Source organism: Halomonas sp. GFAJ-1 (assembly GCA_002966495.1).
GTDB lineage: Bacteria > Pseudomonadota > Gammaproteobacteria > Pseudomonadales > Halomonadaceae > Vreelandella.
Genome location: CP016490.1, coordinates 1,090,171 through 1,104,502, shown reverse-complemented (window position 1 = coordinate 1,104,502; position 14,332 = coordinate 1,090,171). Strand labels below are relative to the sequence as shown.

General features: G+C 53.3%; 12 protein-coding genes. 3 read left to right on the top strand and 9 right to left on the bottom strand.

Annotated elements, in window-relative coordinates; translation table 11 throughout:
* Window positions 1-54: 54 nt before the first annotated feature.
* The 5 genes from BB497_05090 to BB497_05070 form a co-directional block, all read right to left on the bottom strand.
* The gene (locus BB497_05090; GenBank protein AVI62124.1) at window positions 55-744 is read right to left on the bottom strand and encodes an Asp/Glu racemase; all 690 of its coding nucleotides are present in this window, start codon (window positions 742-744) and stop codon (window positions 55-57) included.
* Window positions 744-2,048, bottom strand: coding sequence for a hypothetical protein (locus BB497_05085; GenBank protein AVI62123.1), 1,305 nt, complete (start codon window positions 2,046-2,048; stop codon window positions 744-746). The genes BB497_05090 and BB497_05085 overlap by 1 nt, the downstream gene beginning before the upstream one ends.
* The gene (locus BB497_05080) at window positions 2,045-2,614 is read right to left on the bottom strand and encodes a C4-dicarboxylate ABC transporter substrate-binding protein (GenBank protein ID AVI62122.1); all 570 of its coding nucleotides are present in this window, start codon (window positions 2,612-2,614) and stop codon (window positions 2,045-2,047) included. Before BB497_05080 ends, BB497_05085 begins: the two co-directional genes overlap by 4 nt.
* A 17-nt stretch (window positions 2,615-2,631) precedes the next feature.
* Window positions 2,632-3,669: an ABC transporter substrate-binding protein gene (locus BB497_05075; GenBank protein AVI62121.1), complete on the bottom strand. Its 1,038-nt coding sequence runs from the start codon at window positions 3,667-3,669 to the stop codon at window positions 2,632-2,634.
* Between the two features lie 273 nt (window positions 3,670-3,942).
* Entirely contained in the window at window positions 3,943-4,791 is an 849-nt protein-coding gene (locus BB497_05070; protein ID AVI62120.1) for a DNA-binding protein, read from the bottom strand.
* 293 nt (window positions 4,792-5,084) lie between these two features.
* On the opposite strand from BB497_05070, the gene BB497_05065 reads away from it, so the two are divergent.
* From BB497_05065 to BB497_05055, 3 genes are all read left to right on the top strand, one after another.
* Window positions 5,085-5,933, top strand: a complete 849-nt coding sequence (locus BB497_05065; protein AVI62119.1) for a 3-mercaptopyruvate sulfurtransferase — start codon at window positions 5,085-5,087, stop codon at window positions 5,931-5,933.
* Between the two features lie 525 nt (window positions 5,934-6,458).
* Window positions 6,459-6,776, top strand: a complete 318-nt coding sequence (locus BB497_05060; GenBank protein AVI62118.1) for a transposase — start codon at window positions 6,459-6,461, stop codon at window positions 6,774-6,776.
* Entirely contained in the window at window positions 6,776-7,675 is a 900-nt protein-coding gene (locus BB497_05055) for a transposase (GenBank protein ID AVI62117.1), read from the top strand. The genes BB497_05060 and BB497_05055 overlap by 1 nt, the downstream gene beginning before the upstream one ends.
* Window position 7,676: 1 nt before the next feature.
* Here the strand turns inward: BB497_05055 and BB497_05050 are convergent, their stop codons facing one another.
* The 4 genes from BB497_05050 to BB497_05035 all read right to left on the bottom strand — a co-directional run bounded on the left by BB497_05050 (window position 7,677) and on the right by BB497_05035 (window position 14,218).
* Complete coding sequence (locus tag BB497_05050; GenBank protein ID AVI62116.1) at window positions 7,677-8,531, bottom strand: abortive phage resistance protein; 855 nt, start codon at window positions 8,529-8,531, stop codon at window positions 7,677-7,679.
* Window positions 8,528-10,216 carry a hypothetical protein gene (locus tag BB497_05045; protein ID AVI62115.1) on the bottom strand — a complete coding sequence of 563 codons (1,689 nt, stop codon included), beginning with the start codon at window positions 10,214-10,216 and terminating at the stop codon, window positions 8,528-8,530. The genes BB497_05050 and BB497_05045 overlap by 4 nt, the downstream gene beginning before the upstream one ends.
* Window positions 10,213-11,694, bottom strand: a complete 1,482-nt coding sequence (locus BB497_05040) for a DNA methyltransferase (GenBank protein AVI62114.1) — start codon at window positions 11,692-11,694, stop codon at window positions 10,213-10,215. Before BB497_05040 ends, BB497_05045 begins: the two co-directional genes overlap by 4 nt.
* Window positions 11,695-11,767: 73 nt before the next feature.
* Complete coding sequence (locus BB497_05035) at window positions 11,768-14,218, bottom strand: restriction endonuclease (GenBank protein ID AVI62113.1); 2,451 nt, start codon at window positions 14,216-14,218, stop codon at window positions 11,768-11,770.
* Between the last annotated feature and the right edge of the window lie 114 nt (window positions 14,219-14,332).

The window sequence follows — 14,332 nt, the reverse complement described above, 5'->3', positions numbered from 1 at the left end:
GATGATGCAAAAACATAAGTGGGGTATGCCCGCTAGTGGCGCGGGCACCCAACATTAGGCTCGCTTTTGGAGTTGTAGATTGTGAAGCGTGTAATCTAGCGCTTCAGTGAAACCATCGCTGATTTTAATGCCGTATCGTTTTTGCAGTGCCATTGCACGCCCTGCAAACGCCCCTGAGCCCAATACAATAGCGGTCGACTCTCGTCGGATTGCCTCTTGAATCGCTTCGTGTAGCTGGGCTTCGGCTTGCTTAGTTTGCGCGGCAGTGTCAGAAACACCGATGCCTGTGGCAACAACACGGCAGCGTTTATTTAACCCATAGGCGGCGCTCAGCTTCTCAATGGTGGGCACGGCCTCTTCAAACGTCGTGATCACGGTAAACAGGCCCCCGCTGGCCGCTGCAGAACGCATGCCCGCTTCTGCCAAACTGATGACCGGAGCTTGGGTGATTGATCGTGCTTCTGGGATAGCAATATCATCAAAGCAGGCCATGATGTATCCATCAAAGCTCGCTGCACTGTGTTGTTCAATCAATGTTAGTACGTGTTGAGTCGCCTCCTCTTTATGCTGTTCGTTCTCAATCGCGTAGGGGCCGTGAGCTGGGCTGGTCACTTTCGTGATGGTGCCCGCGGGGGTAATACGGGAGATTAACTGTCGAATACTGTGTGTGACATTAGCGTTCGTATTAGGGTTAATAATTAAGATACGCGCTATTTTTTCCGATGAGTGCATGTGAGGAGTCATTAGCGCCCCGCCAGCAGGTCAGGAAGCCACATAACAATGTTTGGCCATACCATAATAGCGAGCGTAAACAGTGCCATAATGGCAACAAAGGGCATCGACCCCCAAATAACATCATTAAAGCTGCCACCATCTTTGCGCACGCCCTGAACCACAAACAGATTCATGCCGACGGGAGGGGTGATAAGGGCAATCTCGCACATTAAGACGATAAAAATGCCAAACCAGATGGGGTCAATGCCCACAGCCATCACCATCGGTACGGTAATGGGTACGGTGAGCACCAGCATCGACATGGCATCCATAAAGGTGCCAAGTATCACGTAGAACACCAGCAGTACGAGCAACAGGCCGACAGCGCTAAGCCCAAAAGATGCAACCCATTGAGTCAGCGCTTGGGTAACGCCCAACATCGAGATGGTGACATTAAGCAGCAGCGCACACATCAGCACGATGATCACCATGCCCGACGTTTTAGCTGCTTGGAGAGAGCAGTGAATGAGAAGATCGATACTCATTTTGCCCCCGCCAATGATAAACCCTAACGCAATGACCACACCAATGGCGGCTGACTCTGTAGGGGTCGCTAGGCCGCCATAGATACTTCCCATCACCACGCCAAAAATGACCACCGGCGGAATAAGGTGCTTGGAAAGTGAGAGTTTCTCTTGTAGCGAAACGTCAACTTCTACCAGTGATGAGTTGCCTGCCTTGCCGTGGGCAATAAACAGGTATATGGAGAATAGAAGTGCCAAGGTAATGCCTGGAACCAGGCCTGCTGCAAACAGCTGACTAACAGAGGTATTGGCCAATTGCCCATATACCAGCAGGTTAATGCTAGGGGGGATCAGAATGCCGAGCGTACCGCCAGCGGCCAAAGAGCCGAGTGAAGGCCGTATTGGGTAGCGGTACTGATTTAACGCAGGGAGTGCAATGGTGCCCACGGTGGCAGCGGTCGCCACGGATGAACCAGAGGTCGCCGAGAAAAGTGTGCAAGTGGCAATGTTGGTATGCAGTAAGCCGCCAGGAAGTTTGTTAAACCAAACGGCCAGTGCGGCATACATGCGGTCCGCGATACCACCTCGCAGCAACAACTCTCCAAGCAGCATAAACAGGGGTATCGCAAGCATGGAGGGGCTATTTAAACTGCTCCAAACGACGCCGCCCATCATGTCCACAAGGGGCATGCCATACATCAGATAGCCGCCCAGCACCCCCACAAACAGAATGGAAACAGCAACTGGCAAGCTTAGCAGCATCAGCGCGAGCATGGCTAAAAATGCGCCTACAATCAAGGGGATGCTCATAGCTTTCCTCCTTCACGCTGTTCAAGGTCGGCCAGTTCTGCCTCTAACTCATCGGTTGCTGAGCTTGGGCCGAATTGGCGGTTTAGCGTTTTCCAGTCACGTTTTAAGAGCAGTAATAGCGCTTTCACTGAGAGCAATGCCGCCGCCACGCTAAAGGCTGTCATGGCGATTAGCCAAACGGACTGAGGATAGATCAGTGGCGTCGCCCAAGGCGTTTGCGCAATGGAGCGGTACAGCTGGGTATCCAGCACGGTCTGCACGGTGAAATAGAGTAAAAATGCTGCTAACAGCCCTAGTGAAAGGGCTGCCAGTGCATTGAGAACCGCCTGAGTGGCAGTGGGGAGGCGCATGTGCAACAAGTTAATACGAATATGCGATTGCTCAACCATCGCAACACAGAAAGCTAGCGGTGCCGCAATGGCAATGGCGTAGCCACCGAGTTCATCGACACCCCCTAGTGACAAAGAGAAGAACTTACGGATGAGTGTTTCGAGGGTAATCAGTAACGCCAGCAATAACATCATGCTGCCAAAAATGATCCCAAGAATTCGAGAGTAAGTGGTCATATTCCTCTCCTATTGCTTTATAAGCCTAACTGAGCGCCAACGGTGTCACGCCAAGCGGCTTCACAATCAGCAGCAACGGCGTTGCACTGGCGAGCCCAGAGAGGTAGCGAGACCTCTTCAACAGCCGCCGTGACGGTCGCTAGATCAGCGTCTGATACAGGCACTTCGCTAAGTGAGTATGAGGTTCCAAACTCACAGGGGGATTCGCCCGCGTTGCAGCGCATAGCGTCTTCATACAACGCTTCAGAGTATTGCCAAACATCGTCACTGAGCTTGGCGATTGCCTCTTCAAGCTGGGTCTGCTGCTCAGCAGATAAGCGATTCCAGGTGTTCATATTGATGGCATAGCCATTGATGGCGAGCTGTAGTGCAATCGGCAGCACCGTGCTTGTTGCTTCAGGCCAGCCACCGGAGTTAGCGGAAGCGGGACCCGTAATCGCACAGTCCACAACGCCACGGGAAAGCGCTTGCTGAACATCACCGAAAGGCATAGAGATGCCGGTCGCGCCAAGCTCACCAATAAAATTAGCTGCGCTTTGGTCGCCCACACGAACTCGTAACCCCCGCAGATCGTCTAGACCGGTGATGTCTTTATTGCAGAAAATGACCTGAGGGCCTGCTGGCCATACACCTAACAGTTTGGCGTTAAAGCGTTCTTGTAGGCGGGAGTCAACATAATCGTAAAACGCATCGACGTTATTACGCCCGGCTTCAAAGCTAGTATTAAGGCCGACCAAATCCAGGCCTAAAATGGAAGGCTCATCTCGGCTCACCTGTGGTCCGCGCAGCGAAACAATGTCGAACAAACCTGAGTTCAGTACGCGCAGGCCATCCGTATCGGGGATGCCGGCAACATCAACCGGAATATACTGAACAGACACATCCATGCCGCTATGTTCGGCAAGGGCTTCAAAGAAAGGTTGCTCTTTATTTTGCGCGATCAACCCAGAGCCTGCAGGCTGTCCTAGCACTCTCAGAGAAAGTGTGTCTGCATGGGCGACGGGTAGTAATAAGGCGGTTGAAATGGCGGTAATGAGTGCGGTGCGCTTTAACATGATGAGTTTCCTATTGGGCGGTCTTATGGTTTCTCAGCGGTGTGGCACTCATGAATTTGGACGACTGACTGTATGTTGTGCCACGCTTCAAAAGTAGATCCATATTTCATGCCACTATAATTAAGAAACTGTAGTTTCACATTAAAATCAATTAACTACCTGATGTACTGCGCATAAAAAAGTGCGTGGAGGTGTTACGAAAGTGCACACAGAGAGTGCAAGAAGGGAGTGCTATGCGCTATCTAGGTGCTTGTGAACACCTTTTCCGTAACGTTAAAGCTCTTCAAAACGATCATTTAGCGTTTCGATGCGGCGCAGTCGAGACCGAGAGGCTTCGCCTGCTAATTCAATCGTGCGCATAACAAGCAAGTGGCACAGCGCCATTACGGCGGTGTGATTAAATAATGGCCCAGTGGCCAGGGTGTGACAACGGAAGTGCCAAGTGGCATTAGGTTCTGCGTCCACTCCTTCATCGGTAATATAAAGCAGCTTAGTGCCGCACTCTTTGGCATGCGCAAGCAGTTGTTCAGTCAGCGCCACGCGGCGGCGCAGGCCAAATAGAATCACACAATCATCTGGGGTGAAATTGACCAATTGCTCGCCCAATGTTTCGCCTCCACCGGGCAAGCTGACGACGTGTTCGATCACTTGGGTTAATTGCCAACGCAGGTAATCTGCAAAAGGGTGGCTGGCGCGAAAGCCGATGACCCACGTTTTACGAGCGCTGAGGATCGTTTGAGCTACGCTGTCGATTTCTGCCTGGGTGATCGTGGCGAATGTTCGGTCTAGATTGGCTTTACCCAGCTCCAAATTGCTGGTGAGCGATTGCTCTTCAATACGGCTGTCAGATGAAGGAAGAAACAACCTAGAGCCGGTGCTTTGCTCTTCTCGTACATGTTTTCGAGCGGCCTCATAGCTTTCGTAGCCCAGCCGCCGCACAAAACGTGACACAGTCGCTTTAGAGACGTTGGCAAACTTAGCGAGCTCCTGGGCATCGTAGCTGGCTAATTCGCCCGGGAAGTCACAAACAAACTCACCCAGCCGACGTTCGGCAGGATGGAGAGTGGGGAGAGCGCTACGCACACGGGTCAGAAAAGAACGTTCTTTGGCTGTCGGGGGCATTATGTGTCCTGAAACCTCAGTTTCATACATCATGGATGCTGGAAATGTATCGGGCAACAACAAATGACAACGCTATCCGTATTGCAGGCGTCACGTTGGCAAAGCAGTAAAGCAGGTCAACGCCAAAGGCTATGCCGACAAACACCATGCCAGCGGCAAGCCGATTCACTTAATTGGCGTGGAATTCTCCAGCGCTCAGCGGCAAATTGTGGCGTTTGAAGTGGAGGCCCTGTAGCACACAGCTGCTTATCGCTAGAATCACACAAACTGCAAGCCTATAACCGGAGAACACCATGCCATCCCCCCTTGTGACGACCCAATGGCTGCAAGACAACCTAAACAACGAACGGTTAGTGCTGATCGATGCGAGCATGGCAACGGTGATTGGTAAAGAGCCTATCGTTTATGATCGCCCAATATGGATACCGGGTAGTCGCCAGATCGATCTTGAAGGTGTGCTTTGTGACACAGAATCTTCTCAGACCCACGCCTTTCCAACAGAGGAACAAGTCACTAAGGAAGCTCAACGGCTAGGCATTACGGCTGAAAGCCTCGTCGTACTCTACGATAACCAAGGCATCTATTCGGCACCCAGGGCTTGGTGGATTTTCCGCGCCATGGGCGTGCAGCACGTTTTTGTTTTGGATGGAGGGCTGCCACAGTGGCTAGCCGAAAAGCGGGACGTTGTTTCTACCATCGCGGAAACGACCGCCACGCCCAGCCAATTCGTCGCCAACCTTGACCATCGCTGGGTGCGAAACTCAGCCTACGTGCTGCAACACCTAGACGACAGCCAAGTCACCGTTGTTGATGCCCGATCACGTTCACGTTTTCTGGCACAGGTGCCTGAACCACGCCCTGGGGTGCGCAGTGGTCATATCCCCAACTCCCACAACCTGCCGTTTACCGAGGTGCTAGAGGGGCACCGTTTTAAACCGGTTAGCGAACTGAAGGCACTCTTTGTCACGCTTGCGCCTCCCCTTCACTCCAACAGTGAACCCCAACTGGTGTTTTCCTGCGGCTCGGGCATCACCGCCTGCATTATTCTGCTGGCCGCCGAACTGGCGGGCTACCATCAGCTATCGCTGTACGACGGCTCTTGGGCAGATTGGGGGAGCGACGAGTCACTCCCTGTGGCTTAGGTTGTGATATGACATGGCGCAGGTCACTGTTTCTTCAGCACCTTGGATGACTTTAAACAGGAACGCCGCGTACAAAGCGTCGTTAGCGAAGAGGGTGTTACTGGATTGATACCCCAGCCAGTTTTCAGGTGCCTTGTTCGATGACTATCACGTTTCTTTTATTCTACATGGATATATAAAACCCATTGATAGCAACCCATAAGGGGGCTATAGTCAGTTCCAACACGGCCCCTATCGGTGAGACTGCTACGCAGTAACATTGCTTAGGGGTTTTTTATTGCTGTTCTGGCCATTCCCACTGCAGCCAACCTTCTATTACTCCCATGCCTTGTAGATTTAGGCCTGCCTCATTCAGATCTGGAAAACTGTCCAGCAAATCTGTTAGACGAGACCACCAAGTAGATGTTGGGTTAATCGTCATTAATAGAAACTGCACAATACAGAACAGCAGGAAAGGGCGCGCTTGAACGTGGGCTGAACCGCCCCGGCTTTACCGGAGACTCCATATCTTGAGAGGATGGAGTTATGAACTCACCAAAACGATATTCCCCAGAAGTCCGGGAGCGAGCTGTTCGATTAGTCCTTGAACAGCAAGGCGAATACCCGTCCAAGTGGGCGGCGATCTGCTCCATTGCCAGCAAGTTTGGCTGTACACCAGAGACCTTAAGAGCCTGGTGCAAACGCTCAGAACTCATGCAGGAAGATAGCTCGGTTAACCTGCCTGAAAATGAACGACTCAAGCAGCTAGAGCGTGAAAACGTCGAATTGAAGCGCGCCAATGAAATTCTCCGTAAGGCGGCTGCTTTTTTCGCCCAGGCGGAGCTCGACCGCAAACCCAACTGATGGTGTCATTTATCGACGAGCATCGTGCTCAGTTCGGGGTCGAGTCGATTTGTAGCCAGCTGCCAATCGCCCCATCGACGTATTACCACCACAAGGCACTTGAGACCGATCCTGAGCGGCGGGCAGATCGATATCGGCAGGATGCGCTTCTTACCGCTGAGATTCAGCGAGTGTGGGAAGAAAATTTCTGCGTCTACGGTGCTCGTAAGGTCTGGCGGCAACTCCGCCGTGAGGGCGTTAATATTGCTCGCTGCACCGTAGAACGACTCATGCGACGCCTGGGAATTCGCGGCGTAGTGCGAGGCCAACGCCCTTTCACGACGATCAGTGATCCCGGCCAGAAACGAGCACCTGATTTAGTGAAACGCGACTTTACGGCCATGCGTCCTAATCAGCTTTGGGTGGCCGATTTTACGTATGTCGCTACCTGGTCTGGCTTCGTTTACGTTGCTTTCGTTATCGATGTTTATGCACGCTGTATCGTGGGTTGGCGTGTAGCGACGTCGATGAAAACGGCACTGGTGCTGGACGCTCTGGAGCAAGCTCTGTGGGCACGAAAACACAGACAAGGGTTGATCCACCATAGTGATAGGGGAAGCCAATATCTCTCGATCCGCTACACCGAGCGTATGGCTGACGAGGGTATCAATGCCTCAGTCGGCACCACCGGCGACTCCTACGACAATGCGCTGGCCGAGACCATAATCGGCTTGTTCAAAACGGAGGTGATCCATCATCGTGGCCCATGGAGAGGGCTGGGTGCCGTTGAGTATGCCACGCTGGAGTGGGTTGACTGGTTCAACAATCGCCGACTACTGGAACCCATCGGAAACGTTCCACCAGCAGAACGAGAAAGGACGTATTATCGTCAACTGGAGGAGTCGGGTGAAGCTGCCTGACTCAAACAAACCGGTCTCCGGAATAACCGGGGCGGTTCAGGGCATCCTGCCATCCTTGGAAAAACAAGTTAGCTTCACCATGGCTAGGCTTGCGCGGCTGGTCAGCCATATTGCGGTTCCATAACCGGCTATGATGGGCACACACATTGCGTAAATAGTTCAAGCTGCGAAGCCAGGAAGCGAATACGCGCCCATTGCTAATACCATAGCGCGCTGCAATAGCATCCTGCTCCTGTTCACGCATTCCACCGAACAGATGGGAAAGCGTACCGAAGTCCCACACTTCACTGGCTATCCATATCGGCAACGGTAACCCGTACTTCTTTTTATGGTGCTCAATAAACGTTTCCCGAGAACGGTTAATTAAGCGCGCATGATTTTCCTGCCATTTATGCAAAGGCGTGACGCCTGTTTTCTGGTCAATCGTATAGGCGAACGCATCATGCAATAGTTCAGGGTTCAAATAAGCATACGGATCTAGCCGCCCCAGCGTATGGGCGATGTCTACCCGCAGCGCCACTTCGATACGCTCAAGGCCATCCAGTGCCAGTAGGCGTAACCGCTTATCGAATACGTAAAGGTCGAAGGCTTGCTGAAAGGTGGTGCCGTGCTTAAACGTGTCTAACGCTAGGTAGTCCGTTTTGCCTTTTTTGAGCAGCCGCTTACCATTTTTATTTAAAGGGGTGCATACGCCTGAGCGCTGACGAAAAGCAAACCAATACCCACTCAACCGGTAATAGCCAATCCGTTGGAGATGCGCCAGCGCGCGCTGGTCGTCTGTCACCGTTAGGCCACGATCTTTTAGCTGCTGCAGTTGCTCCAAGTGGCTGAGCCAGGGCTTGGTGTAGTCGGTCATCCTTCCAGTGCCCCTTCCACCACCGCTCCCGCCAGCTGGCAGCGTGTGCTACTGGCCTGGTTTAGGCGTTCCTTGAGTTGGTCGCAGAGGGCCATCAGCTCATCGACTTTCTGGACTATTCGGCGTTGTTCTTCGAGTGGTGGCAAGAATATAGGTAGTGACCAAAGCTTTTCTGAAATTAGCTTGCATGTGCCATGAGATGATCGGTCAACAAGACCTACTACCTTATGTTTTGATGCCTGTAGGTATAAAAGTAGGTATTTGCTGATTTTATCAGGCGGTGTTAGTGCCTTCATATCTTGGTTAATTGTTATTTCACATCCAGTGATCGCAACTGGGAAGGAGTGAGCCAAAATCATTCCCCGAACAACCATAATTAGGCTATTTTCAGGCACTAGCTTTAAGTTTGATTGGCTCAGTGCATGCTCGGTAACTCTTATCTGGGAATCTATTATTAGATGGAACTTCATGTCTTTTGGTGATACCCAAGGAATGCTTCCATTCCAAAATTCACTTTTGGACTTTGTAGGCGTAGATCCACCTACAACTGTTCCTAGATTACCCAACGAAACCTCAGCCCACCCATTCAAAGAACAAGACTTGCTAGTAATGTAATGCTGCTTGAGCAGATTTATCACTGGTTCATCCCCCGCATCCTGCTCCACCAGCTGCCCCATCACTGCCAGTTGCAGAATGGTTTGCTTGAGCTTGTCGATGCTTTGATCGGTGGTAAACAGCGTATCGAAGTGCTCGGCCAGGCGCGCCCAATTGTCGGCCAGTTCGGTGGCGTTGTTGGATTGGGTCAGAGTGCCAAGTAGTGTATCTACGAGGGTTTCGTGGGCGTCGAGCTGGTCGCTGGTTTGCTGTTCCAGCCGGTCACAGAGGGCCATCAGTTCATCGACTTTCTGGACGATGCGGTGTTGTTCTTCCTCTGGGGGAAGCGGAACCAATATCTGAGCCAAAGATGTTGCGTTGAGCGTGTTGCCCATAATTGCGCGTTTGGTGTTACCGCCGAGAGCAAGCATTGGCATGACTTTGAAAAGGTAGTCCCGGCTCACTCCGTTAAAGGGGAAAATCGAGATGATAGCTTCGTTGTGATAAGCCGGTACTTCGGTGATAGATACCTTCCCGACAGTAAGCTTAAAACTCATCAAAATGGTGCCGGGCGCAATAGGTTGTAACCTGAAGACTTCATCGGCTGCTGTTTGTGTGACCGCTTTTGCGGTGCTCCAAATAGTACCGTTATGATTCAAGTCAGCAATACTTACCCACGGTATTCCTGAATCAACCACGGCCCAGAATTTAGGGTCTTTGGTGGAGGGAGTTTTTCCGGGATTGTAGCTGGCAACGTCTGGGAGAGTAGCCCAGCTCCAGCTAGCTGGAATTTCAAATGGTTTTTCTATGCCTTCAGCTGAAATGGTTTTCTTTTGCCTCCGAATTTTACCTTCTCTGACAAGTTGTTCCCGTAAGGCTATGGTTTTGCTAAGTAGTCGTGTTGCGGGCTCATCATTAGGATCTTGCTCCACCAGCTTCCCGCGCACCGCCAGTTCCAGAATCAGCTCCCGTAGCTTCTTGATACCAGTCAGCTCAACCTTGCCGTTGCTCCCCCGGCCTGCCGTGGATTTCTGAGTGACGGCTTGCGTCCATAGATCCAGATGCTCGGTGATCAGTTTATGCGCGCTCATACCGGCTCCCCTGCATCACGGGTGAGCGCATCACTCAGGATGGTTTTCAGCTGGTCGCGTAGCTGCTGAATTTCCGCCTGCTGCTGTTGATACTGGGCCATCAGTTCCTCCGGGTCGTGGGTGATGGTTTCCCCCTGCCAGGGGTTCTTGATATCCAGGTTGTAGTTACGCGCCTTGATCTCATCGATCGAGACCTTCCAGGCCTGATGGGTCTCCTCACGGCTGGCAAAGCCATCGTCTTCATCGCCCCACCAGTCGATTTCTGTCTGGAACTCGGCAAACTTCATCGGACGGGTTTTGCTGTAGTTCTTATAGCCTTCCGGGTAGGGGTGTTCGTAATACCAGATATGTTCGGTCGGCTGGCCCTTGGTGAAGAACAGCAGGTTGGTCTTGATGCCGGTGTAGGGGTTAAACACGCCGTTGGGCAGGCGCACGATGGTGTGCAGGTTGCACTCCTCCAGCAGCTTTTCTTTCAGGCGGGTTTTCATGCCCTCGCCAAACAGAAAGCCATCCGGAAGCACCACAGCGGCGCGGCCGGTGTTTTTCAGCAGCTGGATAAACAGCGTCATGAACAGGTCAGCGGTTTCCCGGGTGCGGAAAGCGCTGGGGAAGTTGGTTTCAATGCCATCTTCTTCCATGCCACCAAACGGCGGGTTGGCCACAATCACATCCACCCGCTCTTTCGGCCCCCAATCGCGCAGCGGGCGGGCAAGGGTGTTGTCGTGGCGGATCTGGTTGGGCACTTCAATGCCATGCAGAATCATGTTGGTAGTGGCCAGCAGGTGCGGCAGCGGCTTTTTCTCAACCCCGTGAATGCTGTTCTGCAGGGTCTGTTCATCCTGCGGCGTTTTCACGTAATGGCGGCGCTTGTGCTCAATGGTGCAAGTTAAAAACCCACCGGTGCCGCAGGCCGGGTCCATCACGCTTTCTTCAAGCTTCGGGTCAACGCGGTTAACCATAAATTCGGTCACCGCCCGCGGGGTGTAGAACTCACCGGCGTTGCCCGCGCTTTGCAGGTCTTTGAGGATCTGTTCGTAGAGTTCGCCCAGCTCGTGGCGCTCGGCGGACTTGTTGAAGTCGACGCCGCTCTGCAGGCGGTTGATCACCTGGCGCATCAGCTGGCCAGACTTCATGTAGTTATAGGCATCCTCGAATACATTGCGAATCACCACACCGCGAATATCGTCGCCCTGGGGCTGTAGCTGCTGCAGGCCGGGGAAGAGGGTGTTATCGATAAAATCCTTGAGTTCGTCACCGGTCATGCCTTCCGGGTCGGCGGCCCAGTTCCTCCAGCGCAGCGGCTCGGGGATAGGCGAGCGGTAGTAGTCGTTAAGGGCTTCCCACTCTTTTTCACGGTCATCGAAGATCTTCAGGAAAAGCAGCCAGACCAGCTGGCCTATTCGCTGGGCGTCGCCGTCAACGCCCACGTCTTTACGCATGATGTCCTGAATCGATTTGATGGTGGTGCTGATTGACATGGTGAGGTGTATTCCGTTGGCGTATTAATCACGGCCTGCACAAGGGCAGGCCGCCAGGAAAAAGGCAATGGTATCAGGCGGGCGTTTGGTAAAGGGCCTCTTCTAGTTCATGCAACGCCTTTTCGTACTTAGGCTTGCCGCCGAACGCATCGAAGAGTTCCAGTACAGAGCCGATTTGGTTGAAAGGCGCCATGGTGAGCACGCTGTTATCTTCGATGGGGGTTATACCGGCATCGGCGTATTTATCCACCAGGGATTCAAGCACCTGCCGGGCCTGGCCTTCGTAGCGGTTGAAGATATCGCGCTTTCTTACCTGTTCGGCGCGTTCGCGGCGAGTTAGCGGCGGGCGGTCGAAGGCGATATGGCAGATCACATCGAAGGGGTCGGGCTCTTCCCCCCATTGCTGGCCCAGCTCGGCGACCAGGGCATCCCAGAAGATGCCTTCCTCGGCCAGTTCATCGAGGATCGCCTGCTTGCGCTCGGCATCCTGCCAGCGGCTCAGAAACGCATCCAGCGAGGCGAACTGGGCTTTCACCTGTTTTCGGGTGTAGTCACGCAGGCTTTCGGTGATCAACTTGCCATCCGCCCCCAGGTATTGAACACGTTCGGCAACAATACTGACCTCAACGTCATCCACCACATATTTGCGCCGGGGCTCCGGCCCTTCGGGGGTGCCCATATCTCCCGTATCGTCGGATTCCCAGGTGGCGTTGTCGTCTACCTCGTACTCGGCCCAGTCGGTCTCGACGCCTTCTGCGGCGGTGTCTGCTGTATCTTGTGAGTCTGCCTGTTCTTCATCTAATGCGCCGTCTTGTTCATCCTCCGGCACGATGGGGGCATCATCGGCATAGGGCTGGTAGACCTGCACCGGCTCGCCATCGAAATCGGGGTCGGCAAACAGCTCGGTGGCTTTCTTGAAATCCAGAATGGTAAACCAGTGCTTGTGGTAGTCGTCGTTGATGCGGGTGCCCCGGCCAATAATCTGCTTGAACTCGGTCATCGACTGGATGCGCTGATCGAGCACAATCAGCTTGCAGGTCTGGGCATCCACGCCGGTGGTCATCAGCTTGCTGGTGGTAGCAATCACCGGGTAGCGCTCTTCCGGATTGATGAAGTTATCCAGTTCGGCCTTACCTTCCTGCTCGTCGCCGGTAATGCGCATGATGTATTTGCGGTTCTCGGCTACCCGCTTGGGGTTGGCGTTGACCAGCGCTTGGCGCATGCGCTCGGCGTGATCGATATCCTCACAGAAGACGATGGTTTTCTGGAAAGGGTCGGTGCTTTCCAGCAGCTCGGTAATTTTGGCGGCTACCAGGGTGGTGCGCTTTTCCAGCACCAGCTGTTTATCAAAATCCTTCTGGTTGTAGATGCGGTCTTCAATCTCCTGGCCGAGTTTATCCCGCTGGCCTTTGCTGGGCCGCCAGCCTTGCAGGTCTTTGTCGATATCCACCCGCACTACTTTGTAGGGGGCCAGAAAGCCATCCTCAATGCCCTGCTTAAGGGAGTAGGTGTAAAGCGGCGCGCCGAAGTAGTCGATGTTGGAGACTTCTTTGGTTTCTTTGGGCGTGGCGGTCAGGCCAATATGTGTTGCCGCGCTGAAGTAATCGAGAATCTTGCGCCAGGCGGAGTCTTCCGCTGCGCTGCCCCGGTGGCACTCGTCAATTACAATCAGGTCGAAGAAGTCCGGCGAGAACTGCTTGTAGATGTTCTGCTCTTCTTCGCTGCCGGTCACCGCTTGATAGAGCGAGAGGTAGATTTCGTAGGAGGCATCCACCGTGCGGTTAGTGACCTTGGTCATCGCCTGACCAAAGGGTTTGAAGTCGTTGTTCTTGGTTTGGTCGACCAGGATATTGCGGTCCGCCAGGAACAGGATTCGCTTCTTCTGGCGCGACTTCCACAGCCGCCAAATGATCTGAAAAGCGGTAAACGTCTTGCCGGTACCGGTGGCCATCACCAGTAGAATACGATTCTGCCCCCGCGCCACGGCTTCCACCGTGCGGTTAATTGCCACCCTCTGGTAATAACGCGGGGTGCGGCCACTGCCGTCATCGTAATAGGGCTGCTCAACCACCGGGCGGGCAGCGGGCTGAATGCCTTTGTACTGGCAGTAGCGCTCCCATAGCTCATCAGGCGAAGGAAACTCAGCCAGGGTTAGAGTGGTTTCGGTTTGCCCACCCAGCCCGGTGCGGTCGTGGAACAGGAAGCCGTCGCCATTGCTTGAAAACACAAAAGGCACATCCAGCGCATCGCTGTAAGCCAGTGCCTGCTGCATGCCATCGCCCAGGCTGTGCTTGTTATCCTTGGCTTCTATCACCGCAATCGGCTGGTTTTTCTGGAAGCTCAGCAGGTAATCTGCCCGACGCTTTTTACCCCGGGTATGCAGCCGCCCGCGCACGATAATCCGCCCAGCGGTAAAGGTCACCTCCTCGCGGATTTGTGTTTGGATATCCCACCCCGCCTGCACCAAGGCTGGCGTAATGAACTTGGTGCAAATATCGCGTTCGCTGAGGGCCTTCTTATCCATGGCAGCATCCTGCTTATCTGGCGGGTGAGCTTATGAGTACTAGCTTACGATACTCAGCCGACTTAAGCATCTTGTGCTAAGTGGACGTAGAGAATATCGATAGTCGTACTCACG

Coding starts and splice junctions, on each gene's coding strand:
- BB497_05090 (AVI62124.1), bottom strand. CDS start 744: ATGACTCCTCACATGCACTCATCGGAAAAAATAGCGCGTATCTTAATT.
- BB497_05085 (AVI62123.1), bottom strand. CDS start 2,048: ATGAGCATCCCCTTGATTGTAGGCGCATTTTTAGCCATGCTCGCGCTG.
- BB497_05080 (AVI62122.1), bottom strand. CDS start 2,614: ATGACCACTTACTCTCGAATTCTTGGGATCATTTTTGGCAGCATGATG.
- BB497_05075 (AVI62121.1), bottom strand. CDS start 3,669: ATGTTAAAGCGCACCGCACTCATTACCGCCATTTCAACCGCCTTATTA.
- BB497_05070 (AVI62120.1), bottom strand. CDS start 4,791: ATGCCCCCGACAGCCAAAGAACGTTCTTTTCTGACCCGTGTGCGTAGC.
- BB497_05065 (AVI62119.1), top strand. CDS start 5,085: ATGCCATCCCCCCTTGTGACGACCCAATGGCTGCAAGACAACCTAAAC.
- BB497_05060 (AVI62118.1), top strand. CDS start 6,459: ATGAACTCACCAAAACGATATTCCCCAGAAGTCCGGGAGCGAGCTGTT.
- BB497_05055 (AVI62117.1), top strand. CDS start 6,776: ATGGTGTCATTTATCGACGAGCATCGTGCTCAGTTCGGGGTCGAGTCG.
- BB497_05050 (AVI62116.1), bottom strand. CDS start 8,531: ATGACCGACTACACCAAGCCCTGGCTCAGCCACTTGGAGCAACTGCAG.
- BB497_05045 (AVI62115.1), bottom strand. CDS start 10,216: ATGAGCGCGCATAAACTGATCACCGAGCATCTGGATCTATGGACGCAA.
- BB497_05040 (AVI62114.1), bottom strand. CDS start 11,694: ATGTCAATCAGCACCACCATCAAATCGATTCAGGACATCATGCGTAAA.
- BB497_05035 (AVI62113.1), bottom strand. CDS start 14,218: ATGGATAAGAAGGCCCTCAGCGAACGCGATATTTGCACCAAGTTCATT.